15 protein-coding genes are annotated in these 20143 nt (G+C 37.9%); 10 read left to right on the top strand and 5 right to left on the bottom strand.

Translation table 11 applies throughout. The annotated features are described in order from the left end of the window. Window positions 1-33 precede the first annotated feature (33 nt). The 3 genes from Q4575_RS06840 to Q4575_RS06830 all read right to left on the bottom strand — a co-directional run bounded on the left by Q4575_RS06840 (window position 34) and on the right by Q4575_RS06830 (window position 5549). Window positions 34-1290, bottom strand: a complete 1257-nt coding sequence (locus Q4575_RS06840; protein ID WP_303521859.1) for an efflux RND transporter periplasmic adaptor subunit — start codon at window positions 1288-1290, stop codon at window positions 34-36. Between the two features lie 1266 nt (window positions 1291-2556). Continuing rightward, a complete protein-coding gene (locus tag Q4575_RS06835; protein ID WP_303521825.1) occupies window positions 2557-4935 on the bottom strand; it encodes a DUF4238 domain-containing protein in 2379 nt (792 codons plus the stop codon). Window positions 4936-5159: 224 nt separating this feature from the next. Next, window positions 5160-5549, bottom strand: a complete 390-nt coding sequence (locus tag Q4575_RS06830; protein ID WP_272181495.1) for a Cd(II)/Pb(II)-responsive transcriptional regulator — start codon at window positions 5547-5549, stop codon at window positions 5160-5162. Window positions 5550-5629: 80 nt separating this feature from the next. Here Q4575_RS06830 and Q4575_RS06825 point away from each other — a divergent pair, with 80 nt between their 5' ends. From Q4575_RS06825 to Q4575_RS06790, 8 genes are all read left to right on the top strand, one after another. Beyond that, window positions 5630-6349 carry a transglutaminase family protein gene (locus tag Q4575_RS06825; protein WP_303521822.1) on the top strand — a complete coding sequence of 240 codons (720 nt, stop codon included), beginning with the start codon at window positions 5630-5632 and terminating at the stop codon, window positions 6347-6349. 1 nt (window position 6350) lies between these two features. Further along, a complete protein-coding gene (locus tag Q4575_RS06820) occupies window positions 6351-7238 on the top strand; it encodes a cation diffusion facilitator family transporter (RefSeq protein ID WP_303521821.1) in 888 nt (295 codons plus the stop codon). A gap of 79 nt (window positions 7239-7317) precedes the next feature. Beyond that, window positions 7318-7659, top strand: a complete 342-nt coding sequence (locus Q4575_RS06815; RefSeq protein ID WP_215963183.1) for a hypothetical protein — start codon at window positions 7318-7320, stop codon at window positions 7657-7659. 64 nt (window positions 7660-7723) lie between these two features. Continuing rightward, window positions 7724-8953, top strand: coding sequence for an efflux RND transporter periplasmic adaptor subunit (locus Q4575_RS06810; RefSeq protein WP_303521819.1), 1230 nt, complete (start codon window positions 7724-7726; stop codon window positions 8951-8953). Between the two features lie 10 nt (window positions 8954-8963). After that, window positions 8964-12113, top strand: coding sequence for an efflux RND transporter permease subunit (locus Q4575_RS06805; RefSeq protein ID WP_303521817.1), 3150 nt, complete (start codon window positions 8964-8966; stop codon window positions 12111-12113). A 247-nt stretch (window positions 12114-12360) separates the two neighbouring features. Next, window positions 12361-13038: a response regulator transcription factor gene (locus tag Q4575_RS06800; RefSeq protein ID WP_215963180.1), complete on the top strand. Its 678-nt coding sequence runs from the start codon at window positions 12361-12363 to the stop codon at window positions 13036-13038. Next, complete coding sequence (locus Q4575_RS06795) at window positions 13035-14453, top strand: HAMP domain-containing sensor histidine kinase (protein WP_303521815.1); 1419 nt, start codon at window positions 13035-13037, stop codon at window positions 14451-14453. Before Q4575_RS06800 ends, Q4575_RS06795 begins: the two co-directional genes overlap by 4 nt. Beyond that, the gene (locus Q4575_RS06790) at window positions 14453-16678 is read left to right on the top strand and encodes a DUF5916 domain-containing protein (protein WP_303521813.1); all 2226 of its coding nucleotides are present in this window, start codon (window positions 14453-14455) and stop codon (window positions 16676-16678) included. The genes Q4575_RS06795 and Q4575_RS06790 overlap by 1 nt, the downstream gene beginning before the upstream one ends. A 37-nt stretch (window positions 16679-16715) precedes the next feature. Here the strand turns inward: Q4575_RS06790 and Q4575_RS06785 are convergent, their stop codons facing one another. After that, complete coding sequence (locus tag Q4575_RS06785; RefSeq protein ID WP_303521809.1) at window positions 16716-17039, bottom strand: DUF3108 domain-containing protein; 324 nt, start codon at window positions 17037-17039, stop codon at window positions 16716-16718. Between the two features lie 134 nt (window positions 17040-17173). Then, window positions 17174-17461, bottom strand: coding sequence for a hypothetical protein (locus Q4575_RS06780; protein WP_272181506.1), 288 nt, complete (start codon window positions 17459-17461; stop codon window positions 17174-17176). Window positions 17462-17629: 168 nt separating this feature from the next. Between Q4575_RS06780 and Q4575_RS06775 the strand changes: the two genes are divergently transcribed. After that, a complete protein-coding gene (locus Q4575_RS06775; RefSeq protein WP_215964987.1) occupies window positions 17630-18481 on the top strand; it encodes a phosphatase PAP2 family protein in 852 nt (283 codons plus the stop codon). Further along, window positions 18478-20070 carry a phosphoethanolamine--lipid A transferase EptA gene (gene eptA / locus Q4575_RS06770; RefSeq protein WP_368392859.1) on the top strand — a complete coding sequence of 531 codons (1593 nt, stop codon included), beginning with the start codon at window positions 18478-18480 and terminating at the stop codon, window positions 20068-20070. Before Q4575_RS06775 ends, eptA begins: the two co-directional genes overlap by 4 nt. Window positions 20071-20143: the final 73 nt, after the last annotated feature.

Genomic DNA, 20143 nt, shown 5'->3' with positions numbered 1-20143 from the left:
CAAATTTTGTTTTATTCTTTATTAATCCGCTTCTTAATTTAATAAGAAGGAGTCGGTTTTACTGTATTCGTCATAGTTCGAAATAATAATTTGATCACTAGGGTTTAAACCGGACAGTATTTCTACCTCTCTCATGCTTTTAGCCCCAAGTTGGATCTCAACTTTTTTAGCAATGTCGCCCTCGACCTTAAATGCATAAAAACCGCCTGATTGCATAAAGCTGCCGCGGCGAACTTTCATTACGTTCGTTTTGCTTTCAAGCAGAACTCTTGCGGAAACTTGTTGATTCTGGCGAATACCGGTAAGTTGTTGCTGATCAAAACGCACTCTGGCAGTAACTTGTCGATTTTTTACTTCCGGCGATATGGCTGATAATTTGCCCAAGAAGGTAGTTCCCGCAATGTTAATTTCTGCCTGCATTCCAATTCCAAGATCATTGGCATAGCTTTCTGCTACGTTCAGCTCAACCTCATATGCACTTAAATCGACAAGAGTCATCAACGCGTCATTCTTTTTAACCAATGCACGCTGTTGAACTAATAAATTTCCCACTACGCCTTTTACCGTCGCGAGTATATTTAAGTCATTAATCTTACGTTTTAGTTCTTCCAACACTAAGGCCTGACGCGAGACGGTACTTTTGGCACTCGCCAATTCGAAAGCTAAACGCTCTTTTGCAACACTCACTTCTTCTTTTGCATGTTTATAAGTCAATTCTGCTCTAGCCAAATCATCAACCGCCATTTCAAAGTCGATTTCACTGATAAGGTTACTTTTCATAGATGCATGAGCACGTCGGCTTTCTCGTTCTGCCGCTTCTAAATCCACTTGTGCTATATCAAGCAACTTAGTCAATTGTAGTGTTTGGCTACGAGCATCTAGCTCCTTGCGTGCTAACTCACCTTCAAGGCGTTCTATTTCCGACGTTTCTTGTTTTAACAGATTGGCTAGTTCGGGGCTGTCCACTGTAGCAACGATCTGGCCGAGATTTACGGTATCGCCTGCTTTAACTTTGAGCGACACAAACCCTTGCTCAGGGCTGTAAACTTGTGGGGCGTTAGCAGCGACAATACGACCATTAGAAACGATATCACGCACTAACTCCCCCATTTCAACACGAGCGATTTGCATCGAAGCGCGATCAAATGAATGGCTAACTGCGGATTTGTTCATTAATGTTTTAACTGTAAAAGTAATCACAATTAGCGCTATGAGAATGATAATCGCTATTTTTTTAATGTTCGGTTTTGATTCAATAGCAACATCCTGCGCACTTGTATCCTTAATCATCTTCTCAACTCCATCGACCATGAATGCAGTCATTCATATGCCTTTTTAATAATTTAATACTCTGGTTAAAGCGAGGACCATGCCAACAGGTAAGTGACTGATTAATATGGGTATAAGAAAAATCACAATAAGAATAAAGTGTCCGCGGACAGTTTAAAGTGTCCGAGCGGACACTTTTGATTTAAGGACTAAGCTATGTTTATAGTTTTGAGTAAATACGCGCCATGGGGAGGAATTAGAGTGCTTTGTTTTCACTTGATGCTCTGGCATGCAAAATATCAACCCCCACAAAAATGAGAAGATTAGGGCAAGAAATTTAATTGGGTTTGTAACATTTAGAAATAACGCGGTACTGGGCAATTATGAGTTAGTATCAAAGGTTGGCTCTGTGCTATCAGCGGACCTTCAAGCGTAACTCCTTTCTGCCCCAAAGTTTGTTAGTGCATTTACTCATTCAAAACCTGTTCACGACAATTTGCCATACATTTTATTATTCATCTTGAACTCGTTATTTTAAGCAATAATATCTCTAACGACGTCTCCAGTTAAAGTATTCCGTTACACACTTTCATGCTATGATACATCGATTAGAGTGCATTGGCATGAAGGCGGTAACGGCGTCTGCCTAGCGTACAGCGTAGAAACACCAACGCCAATAAGCTTAGAGTTAGAAGCATGTATACTTGGAAGTTCAAATCTTCCTGAAACGACATCTGCCCGCAAGGGTAAAACAACTGTTCTGGAAACACCAACTGAGAGGAGTAAGCCTATGAAAAATAGTCTGAAAAACAAAATGTTGCGTTGGGTCAAGGCGACCGTTATTGCTGTTTCAATGGGGTTATCTGGTTCACCCAGCCTTCAACCCAATGCACTTTAATTAATCACACTAACCTGTACGAGTTCCGCCATCATATGCTCACGATTGACCAGATTGAAACTCAAAGTATAGTGAGGCCAAACGATTGTAATTAGTAGGGTCAGAGTAAAATTTATCAGGACTGGGCAGATTGTGCGGTTCAAAAAAGGATTTTTGGATAAATTAAGATACTTTTATAATCAGCATTAGGCCAATTAGAACTTACGTTCTAACCAATTTCTGTCCATAGGAGAGTTACAATCATACTGATTTTTGCCCTATGACGAGTTAGTGCCAAAAAAGTTTAAAGGGCAGCTTTGCTCTTGCAGTACAAATGTAATCTTTATCTCGTAATTGAATCAAATAGATAAAGTTATCATGTTTATAGGGATTAATTTGTATTCCTATTATTATATCTTTTTATTCAACTCAACCTTTACAAAGTAAACTGAACGAACGCTAGAGTCATAGTTGATACATCCTGACCTCACTAGTAACCTTTGAACATTACTATCAATTAACCCTCCTTCAGGTGACAAAACTTTTAATTCGGCGCTGACAAAAGAACTTGTGTCGAATTCAATGTCAATTTCACTAGCTTGAGCAATTAAATTGTTAATCCTTACTGCGTTATTTATTTTTTCCAATATTAAATTGTCCACAGATCTAAGCATTGTTCTGTATTTTTCAATAGAGCCTTCAGATTTAGTTAAGGTTTCAACCATTTGGTAATCCATTGGAATGGTATCCAAAATGTTGTAAATACCACTCCATGGGTGCGACGCTACTCCTAGATTACGACATTGTGCCTGTTCAAATTCTTTCCATCGTGTTTCACTATCTGTAACGATAACTGCTCCGGTGATCTGAGCTATAAACAATGCCATTTCATAATTAGGCCCCATACTTGATAGCATTAATTGGCTACCTTCAGGCGGTTGTAACATTGTGAGGGGAGAGGCTTCTGCATTTGCTTCTAAAGCATTGATAAGTTCTGTTGCTTGCTGCTCTGAAATATTAAACTGCTCTTTTACAGTTCTAATTTTCAAAGGGCGTGGCAACATATGCATGGAGTTCAATAAATCTTGAATTACTAGGTTAAAATGGATTTTCTTATCACTTTCACTGACGATATTTGTACCATCGCCCCTATTCCTAGCCATCCCCAACATCTCTCTCATTAGATGATTATCAAAGTTGCCTGGATCTGGAATAAGGTTGACCAAGCCATGACCTATATATGGTTCTAACTCCAGCATAAAAGCAAAGTCCTTTAGAGCTTGGTACTTGTATTGTTCCGGTGACTCAATGGGACTGAATTCTGGGTTAACATTATTCGGGTTAACTATTGGGTTTTGGATTAGAAATTCATCAAAATAAGAGGCCATGGGCAATGCATGGATGCCTATTTGTCTTGTGTCTAATGGGCCACTGTATAAACCTCGAAATTTTTCGTCAGATTTCGGTAATAATGAATAAATATCAGTATTTCTTGGCCACAAGAATCCGTAAAAACTATAAATTTGTACAATCTGCTCATTTGATAGTTCGCGCCTAACATCAAGCCACGTTTTTCCTTTATCAATATTTAGTACATCCTTGATACAGTTGCAGAACGCCAAATTTCGTTCCCTTATGCTCGCTACAGACCACGTAGTGCGGTATTCCGTGGGAACATTCAAACAACATTTTTTATATTTTCTTCCACTACCACAGCCACAAAAATCATTCCGGCTTAAGGTGGATTCATCAATGTTTTTACTCAGAGCATCGTGTTGCGGGCTTGTCCTACCGAATGCGTCTTGGTAATAAGTTGAGCCATCTTCAAATCCAGCAAACATTTCTCCACCAAATCGATGTAGTTCATTCAAGGGAGGTAGCAGTATGTGCCTAAGTTCAGCCCAATCTGTATCGATGTTTTTTTCTGGCTCAAGCCACTCATCTTTTCCAGCTGCAATAGATTCATTAGACCTAGATTTAATGATGAAATTAATTTTTTCGACTTCTTCCTCTGAAAGTTCGCGGCTGTTAATAAATTCAATAGTTTTCACCATGCTTTGGCGAACTTTAGTTGCATTTGTTCTCTGTTCTAATGGGTTTGCGTTATCAGGGTCTTTAGCATATTCAAGATTTGTTAGAATTAAACAGCGATTTTTGTCTAGTGGGTAAATTGTCTGAGTGCCCTTTAAGGCTATATCAGGATCATTAGGGTATTTACATATCTCCGAGTTAGGAGGACAAGCGTAATTATAAATTGTGACAGGATGGTCAGAGAGAATAAATTTTACAGTGGAATTCGTCGCAGAGACTAGCTCTCGTGCCCCTTCGCTCCAAAGGGTACAATGAATCGTTCGCAAAGCTTGCATTTCAGTCATCAATTGCAATTGGCTGAGCTCTGGATATTTAGTCTTAATCCAGTCTAAACCTTTAGGTGTTCTTAGTTTCTGTGCATCCAAATATGTAAAGAAATCTTGGAAGTTATGGTGCCACTTTGCCTGATCATCAGTTAAGAAAGCTCTTACCGCAGTAGAGCCATTTTCATCTATCGGGCCGAATAATTTCTTTTCTATGGCATCATTAACTTCCGAACCAAAAAATGTTGTGTATAAATCTTTCTGGTAAAGGGCTTGAGCTGGGCTATACCATTTTTTGGGTGTTAAAGTCTTTGACGTTCCATTTGGTAGGCTAATTACCTTTTTTTTGAGGTGACGAAGTTCATTATCGCGATCTTCCATGAAGCCAGTTTGATACCATTGTGGTACATAGTGATTATCCCTTGTAGTTGACATAAATCCCTCCAAAATATCTATATATAATCTGAGGGCAAAGACACTATTTATCAATGAGCTAAAGTAATTATGTCGTCATTAAGCATGAGTTTACTTTGTATAGGTGCTCCGAATTTAAACTCGTTTCTGTCCAAATGCGAGTTACAAACTAACTCGCCTTTGCCCCGTTATGAGTTAACGCAAATACTCTAAGGGCCCCATTAAACGGTCAACCGACCGTTCAATTACACCTCTAGCGTTTTCATTATCCCGCACCTTTCAACTGTACTGTCTGAAGAACAGGCTTTCTTCATTATTTGAAGTTCTGATTTTAATGCTTTTAACTCCTTTATTCGCTGGTTAACTAAATCGAGCTGTTTTGCAATCAAGTCATTTATCGAGGAGCAACTTTCCTCTGGTCTGTGCTTAAGGTCAATCAATGTCTTAATATCTAACAAAGGAATATCAAGGTTTCGACAATGTTTTACGAATTCTAGTTCTTTCAAAGATTTTTCATCATATAGCCGAAAATTTCCTTCGCTGCGGCTGGGTCGATTAAGCAACCCTTCCTTTTCGTAATATCTAATTGTCTGTATGGAGCATCCAGAAACCTTAGATAGTTGGCCTATTTTCATATTTTTTAACCCTTGCTTGACTCTATAGTTACTATAGGTTTTATAGTTGTGCAAAGCAAAACTAACTAAGTGATAATGATATGAACAAGAGCTATTTAGTTGAAACAAAAATACTAAATTTTAGTCACGATGCGATTCAACGATTGATTAAAGAACGAGGTTGGCAGAATTTAGACGATTACAATAAGGTTGGTGCCGCCTACACTTTTGTTAAAGACGAGATTCAGTTCGGATATAACCGCAGCGATGACATAGCCGCAAATGAAGTTTTGGCTGATGGATATGGACAGTGCAATACCAAAGGAAACTTGTTAATGGCCCTATTAAGGGCACTTAGCATTGAGTGCCGATTTCATGGCTTTACGATTGACCAGCAACTTCAAAAAGGCGCAATACCTTCATATGTATTTTGGCTTGCGCCTAAATATATTATCCATAGTTGGGTTGAAATATTCTTAGATGGTGAGTGGATCAATTTAGAAGGCTTTATTCTGGATGATACATATCTAACTTCAATCAAGTCTAAGTTTAGCCAAATTAAAGATAGTTTCTGTGGATATGGAATCGCTACAACATGTTTGTCAAATCCTGAGACCGAGTGGACTGGAAAAGATACATACATTCAAAAAGAAGGCATTCATGATGACTTTGGTTTATACAACTCGCCAGATGAATTTTACAGCCAGAAAGGGACTAATTTATCAGGAGTAAAACGTTGGTTATATCAATTAATGATTCGTCATCTTATCAATATGAATGTCAATCGACTGAGAAAGACTAGCAACCAAAGCAGAGGTTAGAATGCACAGCCACAATCATAGTCACCACCATGCGCATGATAAAAATGAGCGCATTGGTTGGACGTTTTTTCTTAATGTCACTTTTACCATCATTGAATTTATTGGTGGTTGGCTAACCAATAGTACTGCAATCATGGCTGACGCGGTTCATGATTTAGGTGACAGCATATCTATCGGTTTTGCTTGGTTGTTGAGTCACTTTTCAGATAAACAAGCGTCTTCAACGTACAGTTACGGTTATAAGCGTTTATCACTGTTTGGTGCTTTAATAAATAGCGTAGTTTTAATTGTTGGCTCTATCTTTATATTAGTTGAAGCTATCCCTAGGTTAGCTCATCCTGAAATGCCGATGGTAGGGGGGATGTTAGGATTGGCACTACTCGGTGTTACAGTCAATGGTTATGCCGTATATAAACTTAAGGCAGGAACTACGTTAAATGAAAAAGTATTATCGTGGCATCTCTTAGAAGACGCTCTTGGCTGGGTGGCAGTCCTAATTGTTTCTATTATCTTGATGTTTGTGGATTGGCCTATTTTAGACCCGTTATTATCGATAGCCTTCACACTGTATATTTTGTTTAACGTGGTCAAAAACTTAAAATCGACCTTAGCACTATTTTTACAAGCGTCACCTGATGAAGAAACACAAACCAAGATAACGGATGCCTTGTTATCTAATTCTGAGGTGAAAGAGATTCATCACATACACTATTGGTCTTTAGACGGGGAAAGCCATGTGTTAACTGCACATTTGCTATTAAAAGAACAATTTGATGTATCTACTATAAAATTGCTCAAAAAGACCATAGCTGAAGATTTAGCCACTTTTGACTTGTCTCATACAACCATCGAGTTTGAGTTTCCTGACGAAGTTTGCCGAGATGACTAACATAAATGCTATACAACGAATTTAGATTTGTACTCATAAATTTGTTATCTTACAGCCGTCTAACGAAGAGAATTTAATTTTGAACACTAACGTTGCTTTAAAAATACTGCTGATAATATTGATTGTTTTACAATCGTTTGTCACCGTATCTGCGAGTATGGAAACTCACCAGTTAGACGTTGAGCATCTACAAGTCATTCATGACCACGAAACAGATCACTTTTCTCAACTAGATATTGGTAACGAGCACGATATAGACGACTGCCACCATTGCGGACACTGTAGTGGCAAACATACCAGTTGGATTTTGATAAAAGCGCTTACACCAAACCTATCTTTAAATCACTCAGACAACTTTAACAAGTTAATTTTGTTGCCTCTAGGTACTTCAACTAGGCTCTATCGACCACCGATCAGTTAACTTTACTCCATGCAGTGCGCTTTTGCGCAAACACAATTTGGTTTAATAAAAGTTAAGAGTCATTATGAATAATATTTTTCGAATCACGGGCATTGCCTTAGTGATCATTATTGGCGTGTTTTCAATAAACACAACACTGGCTAATGAAAGTCAAAACATCACAACACCCGATGAACATTCACATGAGCATGAAAAGCCCACTAAGGAGCTTGCTCATGACCACGATCATGCTAACGACAAAGGAAATAACCCTGAAAATCTTGCAGTAGTTGAAGATGAGCATGAAGTTGGGGTTACCTTAAGTACTGAAAAAATTAATTTAGCAGGCATTAAAGTTAATGCTGTTTTCCCAAGGGCACATCTAAATACGGTGTACGCCCCCGGAGAAGTGAAAGCAAATGGCTATAAGAGCTATATAGTTTCACCTCGTACCGATTCTGTGGTTATTAATCGCCATGCGAGCTTGGGAGACCACGTCAAATTTGGACAACAATTGGTTACCTTGTTCAGTGAAACTATGGCTCAAACTCAAGCTGACTTTTTAATTGCGTCTTCTAACTGGAAGCGAACAAAAAAGCTAGGTACTAATAATATAAGCGAACGTGCACTTGTTGAAGCAGAAAACATCTACAAAGGTGTATTCGGCAAGTTGGTGGCTTTTGGTTTAACAAAGCAGGCAATCGAAACAATATCCCAACAAGATAGCGCTACGTTTGGACAGTATGATCTCGTTGCTGAGCGAGAGGGCGTTGTTTTACAAGATGATTTCATGCAAGGCCAACGTATTGAGGCGGGTGAAACCATCATGTTACTTGCTGATGAAAAAGACCTATGGGTAGAAGCGAATGTTCCCCCAAATAAAGAACTAAATTTATCATTAGGTAGTCCTGCATTAATTGATTTGAATGGTTTTAAATACCAAGCCAACGTTATACAAGAAGCTCACACAATTGACCCTATCACTCGAACCCGAATTGTTAGACTGTCGATTACTAACCCTGAACATAAACTTCATTCCGGTATGTTTGTGAAGGTCTATTTTCAGTTCGAGTCGAGTAATGAAGTCATTGCCGTACCAGAAGAAGCACTAATAAGAAGTAGCGATGGTGACTGGACAGTGTTTATTGAAGATCACCCAAATGAATTTAAAGCGGTTGAAGTAACAAGAGGTCGGTCTTTTGGCGATTATTGCGAAGTTTTGGGTATTGAAGCCGGAACGAAAGTCGTTACACGCGGTGCTTTTTTTGTCGCGTCTGAGATAGCGAAGGGCGGATTTGATCCGCACAATCACTAAGGAGGCCAGCATGTTTAATCGAATTATAGATTGGTCTATTAACAACAGATTGCTTGTATTGATCTCAGTAGTTGCTCTGATAGCAAGTGCTTCGTTCACTATACCTAAGTTGAATTTAGACGCGTTTCCAGACGTTACAAACGTACAAGTAGCCGTTAATACTGAAGCGCCGGGGTTAGCTGCTGAAGAAGTAGAGCAACTTATTACCTATCCAATTGAAGCTGTGATGTACGCATTACCAGATGTAGAACAAGTCCGCTCTATATCAAAAACAGGTTTGTCGGGTGTTACCGTAGTATTTAAAGAAGGGACAGATATATATTTTGCTAGGCAATTGGTTTTTGAACGCCTACAGGCTGCCAAGGAGCTTATACCTGTTGGAGTTGGAACCCCTGAAATGGGGCCTAACACTTCAGGCTTAGGGCAAGTATTTCAATATTTGCTGATTTCGGATGACACAAGCAAGTACGATTCAATGGCGCTTAGAAGTCTGAACGACTGGATCATTAAATTACTAATAATGCCTGTAGACGGTGTAACAGATGTGCTGTCATTCGGTGGTAACGTTCGTCAATATCAAGTTAATGTCGATCCTTCCATATTATTGTCCTACGAGTTAACTCAAGAGGATGTGGTATCAGCGCTTGAAAATAACAACGCCAATGTCGGTGGTTGGTATTTGAATCGTGGGCAAGAACAGCTAGTCATTCGAGGCACAGGTTGGTTTGAAAGTGGTGATAAAGGTATTGCTAATATTCAGCAAGTGCCTGTGAAAACACTTAATGGTGTCGTAGTTACAGTGTCTGATGTTGCTAAAGTAGAACTCGGTGCCGAGATTAGACAAGGTGCTGTCACGATGACACGTAAAGCTGACAATGGCGCTGTTGAAAACTTAGGTGAAGTGGTCTCTGGCATTGTTTTAAAACGCATGGGTTCGAATACCAAAGCGACGATAGATGGTATTAATGCCAGAACTAAGCTTATCAATCAGGCTTTACCTGAAGGTGTAAGGTTTGAGCCTTTTTATGACCAAGCTGACTTAATTGAAAAAGCGGTGGCAACTGTAGTTGAAGCCCTTACTTTAGCTTTTATCTTGATTACTATTGTACTGGCGCTCTTTTTAATGAATTTAAGAGCCACATTTTTAGTACTGATTTCTATTCCAATTTCTATTGGTATTGCATTAATGGTAATGGCTTGGTTGGGTATTTCAGCCAACTTAATGTCGCTTGGCGGTATCGCTGTGGCTATTGGTATGTTAGTCGATGGTTCAGTTGTTATGGTTGAAAACATGTTTAAACACCTAAATAGGCAACTAGAAAGCGACAGTGATGAAGCAAGAATTGAAACTAAGCAAAAGTTAAAATTGGCAGGTAAAGAGGTAGCTCGCCCGATCTTTTTTGCGGCTTCAATTATTCTCGTTGTTTTTACGCCATTGTTTAGTTTCGAAGGTGTAGAAGCAAAGTTATTTCAGCCAATGGCTATCAGCATTATGCTAGCAGTGGTGTCAGCTATTGTCGTTGCTTTATTTATTGTTCCTGCACTTGCCACTTTCATGTTTAAAAAAGGAGTCAAAGAAAGGGAAAGTTTGATTTTAAAGCCTATCGATATTTTGTATCGAAAGTCTTTAAAAATCGCGTTAAAGCAAACCAAGTCTGTTGTTTTTGTATCACTAGCATTCTTTGGATCGGCAGTGGTTGTTCTTCCACAAATTGGTACTGAGTTCGTGCCAGAATTAGAAGAAGGAACGATTAACCTGAGAGTTACGTTAGCGCCTTCTTCTAGCTTGGAAACGGCACTTTCTGTTACCCCAATATTGGAAGAGAAGTTGATGGCATTTCCTGAAGTGACTTATGCACTTAGCCGAATTGGTAGAGCAGAAATTGGTGGCGATCCCGAACCTTTGAACAACATTGAAATCTACATTGGCCTTAAGCCTGTTTCAGAATGGACAAGCGCCTCTAATCGTTACGAGCTACAAGACAAAATGGAACGCTCATTGGAAGAGTTTCCGGGGCTGTTACTAAATTTCTCTCAGCCTATCGCTACTCGTGTCGATGAGTTGTTATCAGGAGTTAAAGCACAGCTTGCCATTAAATTATTTGGCTCTGATTTACAGGTGCTTGCAAACAAAGGGCGAGAAATAGAAGCTGCCATTAAGTCAATTGACGGTGCCAAAGACGTTGCACTAGAGCAGATTGCAGGTGAAGCACAACTTGTTATTGCTCCAAATCGACTTGAGCTTTCTAGATTTGGCCTATCTGTTGGCGATGTCATGGAAGTGGTTCAAGATGGGATTGGAGGCGTTGAAGCAGGTCAAATTATTAACGGCAACGAACGCTATAACATATATGTGCGCCTAGATGAGGAATTTAGAGCGAACAGTGAAGCAATAGCCGATATAAGGCTTCAATCTCCTACTGGGGCATGGGTGCGAATTGGTGATGTAGCATCTGTCACTTTTGAGTCTGGACCTCCACAGGTTAGACGAGATGATGTGCAGCGTAGAGTGGTAATTCAAGCCAACGTCCAAGGCCGTGACATGGGAAGTGTAGTTGAAGATATTCAAGCAAGGATAACCTCTGAAGTAGAGTTGCCAGCAGGTTATTCAGTATTGATTGGTGGACAATTCGAAAGCCAGCAACGAGCGCAACAACGTCTTTCTATAGTCGTACCGCTATCATTGGCTTTGATTGCACTACTCCTTTATTTTGCATTTGGTTCAGTAGGACAGGCTATTTTGATCCTGCTAAATGTTCCACTAGCCGTTATCGGTGGTGTATTTTCACTTTACTTTTCGGGTCAGTACCTATCGGTTCCAAGCTCTGTTGGCTTTATTACCTTGTTTGGCGTGGCTGTGCTTAATGGAGTTGTCATGGTGGAAAGTATTAACCAACGAGTCAAAGATGGATTTGAAACCACTGAAGCAGTATTTGACGGTGCGACTTCGAGGCTACGCCCTGTGCTTATGACTGCAATTACATCCGCACTAGGCTTGATACCAATGCTGTTATCAAATGGAGTTGGTTCGGAAATTCAAAGGCCACTTGCTAGTGTCATTGTTGGAGGCTTAATTACAGCAACATTACTCACGTTATTTGTTGTACCAAGCCTATATCAGTTATTTTCTAAAGGAAAATTAAAAGATATTAGGTCTTAGCAACTCGATATAGCCCCATTCATCCTTTGCGCGGGGCTATTCAAAAGGTCATTATTTAATTTTGAATAAATATAGGATTAAGTCGAAGGTACAATCGCCCCCTACCGAGATAGAGCTAATCTTCACTCTTGCCGAGTTTATGAGCTAAACCAGTTCTCAAAATTAATAGAATTAAGGATAAATTCAGTTAATCTTAAGGTTTATGGGTTAACTTACGAGATATTTTATTTGTTAGGTAATACAGACTTTGAAAGTTTTAATTATAGAAGACTCAATCCCGCTAAGAAGAAGTTTAAGAGTTGGCCTATCCAACCTTGGTTTCACCGTTGACGACACAGGTGATGGTTCTGAGGGGCTAAGTATGGCGTTAGCAGGTAATTATTCATTGCTGATACTCGACCTTATGCTTCCTACCCTTAACGGTACTGCGATCTTAAAGGCAATTCGTCAAGCAAATAAAGATATTAGGGTATTAATATTATCTGCTAAAGATCTAACCGAAGACAAAGTGGACGGCTTACTTAATGGCGCTGATGATTATTTAACTAAACCTTTTTCTTTTGATGAACTTCATGTTCGTTTGCTGTGCCTAATGCGACGCGGCAGTTTAAACGTTAATGATAGTAGTATAAATATTGGTGCTATTTCATTAGACCTTCATTTAAAGCAGCTAAAGTGCGGAGGGACTGACGCTAATTTGACACCCAATGAATATAAAGTTGTTGAGTGCCTTTTTTCTAATCAAGGTAAAGTTATCTCACCAGAAAAGCTTAGCGAATATCTAGCGGGACAATATGATGCTGTAGCTAAAAATTCTATCGAAGCACATTTATCGTCAGCAAGAAAAAAAGTGAAAGCTCTGGGGTTCGAGTTACCTATTAAAACTAAACGCGGATTTGGTTATTTCGTAGAGAGTGATTTGTGATTTCTATTAAAAAGAAGCTCAGCCGCTACTTATCAATTTCGATATCAATACTCTTGGTTTCTATTCTTCTAGCAACAGATATAAGCGTTGACACGTGGATCAGTAGTGAATTTGATCGTGCTATGACTAACAAAGCTAGTTTACTCGAAACATTAGTCGAAGAAGACGAGCAAGAGGTTGATTTTGATTTTGCGGGTGAATTTATGCCTGAGTTTGAAGGTAAAGAAAATCCTGAATATTATCAGCTATGGCACAGAAATAAGGTATTTGAAAAATCTGATACTTTAGAGCTTTTTGAGGTCAATGAGCTACCCAGATTAACAGTTAACCTTGGGGGATCTAAGTTTAAAAATATTACTTTGCCTGATGGACGGCAAGGTAGGATGATTTTTACCAAATTCCTACCTCAAATTGACTCGGAATTGAGGAAAAAGCTTGGGGTAACTAGAGCTGAATTTGCAAAAACACAACAACCTATGGAATTTGCTTATGCCCTTAGTACAGAAGAGTTAGACTATATACTTTGGTACGTGGATATTATTTTTATTCTTGTTTCTCTACTTGCGGTATTCACAATAAAAAAAATAGTCTCAGTAGTTGTCGATAAAAGCTTAAAGCCAATCGATAATTTTAATAGTCAATTAGGAGAAATTAATCTTAACTCCGAGCAAATAAAAGTGCCTACCGACCAACTTCCAGAAGAATTACTACCTACGGCTAGCGCGGTAAATCAATTTATTATGGAAACTCACGAACTTTATAAACGTGAAAAACGGGTAACATCAGATATCGCACATGAACTCAAAACCCCTATTGCGGAGTTACTCAGCTTGAGTGAAGTTGCCATTAAGTTTCCACATGAAGAGCAAATCACCAGCCAGTTAGCCTCTGATGTGCAACAAATATCCAATAGGCTCAAAAATATAGTTAATGGAATTTTACTACTTCAAAAAAGCAGTACGACAACGGCTCTAGAAAAATCAGATATCAATCTAGTGCAACTAATTGAAAATACATTAAAAAGAGAAAACCTAAATAATAGAGAAATATCTTTCATAAAAAACCAAAATGGCTACACGGTAAAAACAAATAACGTTGCCCTTGATACTATATTATCAAACCTGATTAATAATGCTTTTTACTATAGTCCAGACAACTCACCTGTAACCGTTGATATTTCAGAAGATAAAGACAATACGGTAGTTCAAATTTCTAATCTCTGCACTAATGGTTGTAACGAGGAAGATCTTAACCGATTTTTTGAACCTCTTTGGCAGCAAGATTCATCAAGAACTTCTACACAAAGATATGGCCTAGGGTTGGCAATAGTTAAGTCTTATTGTGAAAGGTTAGGCGCTTCTATCTCTGTGTCACTTGGTCCAGACAAACAAATAACTTTCACCCTCGTTATTTAATGAAAGCGCTTATCTATCTATTTGTTTTATTAATGCTACCGGTGAGTTTCCCTAGTAAAGGAGCTGTTCGCGATATTGGAGTCGATGGTTTACTCGACGAAGAGTTATGGCAAAAAGCGACTAATCATGATGAAACTTACCAAGTATCGCCTCAAACATTTAGAAAATTAAATAACAACTTTTCTTATAAATTTATTACTTCTGAGCAAGGAATATATTTAGCTTTAACGGCAATTATAAAAAATAAACTGAGGTTAAGAACCCAGGAAAATGACAAACTTTTTACCAATGATCACTTCCAAGTAATGCTCGATATGGATAATTCAGGCCAGACTAGCTATGTATTTTCAGTTAACCATCAGGGCAACTATTTTGACGGTATTTATAAACAAGACAAAGAATTAGATCTGGACTGGAGTGCCCAATGGCAATATGCCGTTAATGTTACTGATGATTTTTGGACAGCAGAAATATTTATTCCTTGGTCATCAATGTCTTTTAGCATTCAAAAGCAAAACCAATTTGGCTTAGCAATTAGCCGCTTAGATGAAGCTAGTAATTCCACTTATGCATCTATTCCCGCCAATTCGACTATGAATAGTTTTTTACAACTTTTTTCCAAACACAATGTTGTTGTAAAAAGTCATTCAGGCTTTGATATTTACCCTCATATTTCACTTAATCGAGATATTATTAACAACGATGAATCTGCGGATATTGGCGCTGAAATATTTTGGAAACCCACAAAAAATCAACAAATAAGCGCCACGCTTAACCCAGACTTTGGACAAGTAGAATCCGATGAACTCGTTGTTAACTTTTCCGCTATCGAAAGTTTTTTCACCGAGAAAAGACCTTTTTTTAATGAAAATCAGAGCATCTTTGATGTATCAGGGCCTGAAACACTCAGAATAGTGCATACGCCAAGAATTGGCGGGGATGCATATTATGATGACGATTATTCCAGCGACCTTGATGCCGCACTTAAATACACCTATGCCAATGATAACTTTGCGTTAGGGCTAATGTCAGCTTTTGAAAGTTCGTTAGATAAAAACTCTACCGGGCGAGATTTTTGGTTAATGCGGGGGCAATATTATTTTGGCGAGAATAAATTAGGTATTTCTTTAAATAACGTTTCAACTCCCAGCGTAGAACGTCAAGCACAGATATTATCTACCGACTTTATATACACGCTTTCAGACAGTACAGAGTTTAATGTCGGTATTATAAATTCGAGAGTTGAGCAGCAAACTTTACCTATAGATGGCGTTGGTTGGTGGATTACAGGCAGCTCTGAGTTTTCAATAAATCATAGCCATGAGTTTAGCTTGTTTAGCTACGGTGAGAACCTACAGCTTAATGATATAGGTTACGTCAAACGAGTAAATAGAAAACAGTTTGAATATGAGTATCAATATCAAATTCCAGACTTAAACCTATGGTCAATTAGAGACATGGCCTTTTCCTTAGAGTCAGAAATAAAAACCAACTTTCAAGATAAAAAGTTACCACTTCTCTTTGGGTTTGGTATTGAATTTGTCACAGAAGATGAATTCGAATATCAGTTTTCTATTGAACATGGCTCATCAGGTTATGATGACTTCCTAACTCGCGGTTATAATTCATTATGGTTGCCCTCATTTTACATAACCGAATTAGAAGTTAGCTCACCAGAATACCTTTGGGGGAAATTTGGTTTCCAATTTGAATTAGGCACAGAAGGGTTTTCTGGTCGCTTTTACAATATACAAAGCAGTATTGAACAACAGTTCAATGATAATCTCTATGTTTCTTTTACTATGTCGCAATACAATAGTGACAGTTGGCTAGAGTGGGATGAAGGAAACATTATTGATGAGTTTGATTTTACTGAGCAAGGGTTTGAGATCAGCGTAAATTACCAAATAACGGATAATCATGAAATTAGAATAAAGTTAGAATCAGTGATTGGTAAAGCAAAGCACCTTGCAAATTATCAAGTTGATTCTAATGGCAAGGCTATACAAACCAATGAATCAGGTGATTTCTCTTTTGCAGAAAATGAGTTTCAACTGCGATACAAGTATTCATTTAGTAAGCTCACCGCCTTTTATTTAAGCTATGGTTTTGGCGGAGAATTCGAAGATGAGATTGCTAAGTTTGGTAAAAGAAATCTCTACAAAAAAGCGATTGAATCAAAAGAAGCACATAATATCTTCGCGAAGTTAAGGCTACATTTTTAAATTACTTGAATCACACTAGACTTTACTAATTGAGTGATTATTTTAACTCTATCGAGTCTATAATCATTGTTGCGACTTCATCACCATCTTTTTTCTGCAATACTTTAACGGGAACAAAATTATACTTTTCACTAAACCAAAACGTTGTTTTTCTAGTACTATTTTTGCGTACTCTTGTTACCTTCACGCACTCTGGCTCGCTAACATTAGTACTAATCACTTCTGTTCCTTCGTTAACGAAAAGGTAATCTTTAATTTTTGCGTCATCGTATACTTGATAACTGGTGTCAAAATTTTTACTGCTCAGATTTAACCTTAATATTTCAAAAACTAAAAGTGGGTCATACGTATTAGCTTGCAAGTTTTTTTACCAACCATTTCCTTTGCTATCGCCAACAACAATATTTTTTATGATCAAAAAGCATTATTTGCCGTTTCGCTTTTTTAAAACTTCAATCGTCTATGATTTTACAACTTATTTGTTAAAAATCATTGTCATACAAAGAGAATTTCCTCTTTTTTGTTTAGTGCAAATATTGTAAAAAATGCCGATAGTTTGGAAGTCAATTCTAATTTATATACTCCATTTGTATGAATTAGGGTTCGAGTAGCTTTACCATACTCTTTCCCTTTACGAAGTATTTTATAGTTTGCTGTGTACTGTGCTAATTGATTACCTCCAGCTATTGCATTTGGATTTATATTTTCTTTTGCTACTACAACCGATAGGCATAAAGTGAACATTATCAAGGAGAAAAACACACGCTTTACTGGCAGATTCATTATATTTTCTTCCTAAAACACTACTTAACGTCACGACTTGTATCACTTTTATCCGCAACATGTGTGCTTGGTCAAATTAAAAGTGCATCTATTGCCAAATTTCAGTTTTCACTAAGCGATTCTTAAGTTTCAGTTCATAAAATCAGCTCATCAAACTAGAGGTGATTTATGTTAATTAAGCCTGAACTTTGCAAAATAAATGTTCATTCCAACAAATCCTTTTATTGGAAGCCATTCGCTCTTTTTCTATTATTTTCGGCATTAGTTTCAAGCATTGCGTTGAACAAAGACCAATATATAGCCAGCCAACTAAAGGTATTTATTTTTGGTAATCAAACATTCCAGTTTTTACCTCAATACTTTTGGCATAACGTTACTTATTTAGGCGATGCGTTAATTCTCGTTCCTTTGCTTTCATTCATTTGTTTATTTAGCGTTAAAGCATGGGCTGCAATGTTTGGCTCAGTACCGCCTGCATTTATTATAAGTCATGCAGGAAAAGCATTTTTCGCTATTCCCCGACCAGCAGCAGTATTGGAGCATGACCAGTTTACTATTATTGGTCGTACTTTAGCCGCACACACAAGCTTTCCTTCTGGGCATACCATTACAATTTTCACTGCTATGTCAGCACTTATTTTTGTATATTTGAAGCAGGATAAACATCATTCGAATTTAAGAAACTCTGTAATAGCAATGCTACTGTTTATTGCAACCATCACTGCTATTTCAAGAGTTGCCGTTGGTGCTCATTGGCCTGCCGATTTACTCTTAGGCGCTCTTTTGGGTGGTATGGCAGGGATGAGTGGTGAGTATTTAAGTCGTCATTACTCAAAATGGTGGAACTGGGCAGTGACTAAGCCTATTTATCTAGGATACTTTATTCTTAATTTTTGTGCGCTATTACTTTATTTAACAATTAGCGGCGAAACCCCTGCATTATTTATAGTGTGGGTAGCGATAATTGTTAGCGGCACGGTCGGCACATACATTTCACTTAAAGCTATCCTATTAAAATGATATTAAAACTAAATTCATTATTCTTAATGATGAAAGCCAGTCATTATGTGCTAATAACTAGCATAATAAATACAATTTTTTTCAATCTAATTTTGTTCTCTTTTGTTGTAGAAAATACCGATGTATTAAGTGCCAGTGGTGCTGTCATTTTGTTGTCTGTGTTCCTCATCGCTTTTACCTTTACTTTTACATTCGCTTCCATTGTTACATTAATTTCCCCTATCTTACTTAAAATATTTCTTGGAGTGACCGCGATAATTAATGCCATGGCAATTTACTATATGGCTAATTACCAAGTGGTTTTAGATAAAACCATGATGGGCAATATATTTAATACTGAGTACTCTGAATCATCTGAACTTATTACCTTTAAGCTTTTATTATTTATAGTATTTATCGGCTTAATTCCGGCTTATTTTTATATAAAGCTTAAAATAAATCGACTAGATAGAGGAAAGGTCGCGATAAATGGAGTTATTGGATTAATTACTTCAATCCTTATCCTCTATTTAAACGCCTCAAGCTGGCTATGGATAGACAAATACGCAAGCTTGCTTGGGGGGAAAATATTGCCTTGGTCTTACATCATTAACACCAATCGATATTACGCTTCACTGAATAACTCAACTGACGGACAAATGCCCTTACCTGATGGGCAATTTAGCAATACTAAAAAGATGGTCTTTGTCTTAGTGATAGGTGAAACCGCTCGCTCAGACAATTTTTCTTTATATGGTTACCCGAAAAATACAAACCCTAAATTGCAACAAACGCCTAATTTACTTGTGTTTAAAAACACACAGTCATGCACCACGTATACTACAGGTTCACTAGCTTGCATGTTATCTCACACTGAAAAAGTCGCCAATTTTGAAGCATTACCAACTTATTTAGCTAGGCATGGGGCTGACGTGATATGGAGAACAAACAACTGGGGAGAGCCAGCAATCGACGTAAGCAGTTATGTTAAAGCTAGTGATTTACGTTCAAGTTGTCAGGGAGAAGGCTGTAGATTGGATGAGGCTCTATTAACAAACTTAATTGAAACTATTGAATCATCAACAAAACAAAAAATATTTATTGTTTTGCATACTAAAGGAAGCCACGGCCCTAGTTATTACTCTAGATATACAGCAAGTTTCAACCAATTTAAGCCAGTTTGTCGAGATGAGGAAATTAGTAAATGCACTTCACAAGAGCTGATTAATGCCTATGATAATACGATTTTATATACGGATCATTTTTTAGCAACTTTGATCGCCAAGCTTGAGAGTTTGCAGAGCATTCCATCAGCCATGATGTATATTTCAGATCACGGTGAGTCATTAGGAGAGCAAGGACTTTATTTGCACGGAACACCTTATTCATTTGCCCCTGACTATCAAAAAAACATCCCCTTTTTGTTATGGGCTTCAGATTCGATGCAATCGCATAAGCAAATAGACCTGGAGTTTATACAACAAGGCGAGAGTCATACACACTTCAATGTATTTCATACTGTATTAGGTGCGTTTGATTTTCAATCACCTATCTATAAAAAAGAACTAGATGTATTAAACCAAAATATTTCACCTAACCTGAGAGAATAATCAGTGTAATTTAGGTCAAATATCAGTTTACACTAAGCCGATCTTAAGGTTACCTCATTACTATAAAGTCACA

Source organism: Psychrosphaera sp. 1_MG-2023, assembly GCF_030548245.1.
Lineage (GTDB): Bacteria > Pseudomonadota > Gammaproteobacteria > Enterobacterales > Alteromonadaceae > Psychrosphaera > Psychrosphaera algicola.
Note: the sequence above shows the minus strand (reverse complement) of the source record. Positions and strands in the feature narration are given on the sequence as shown.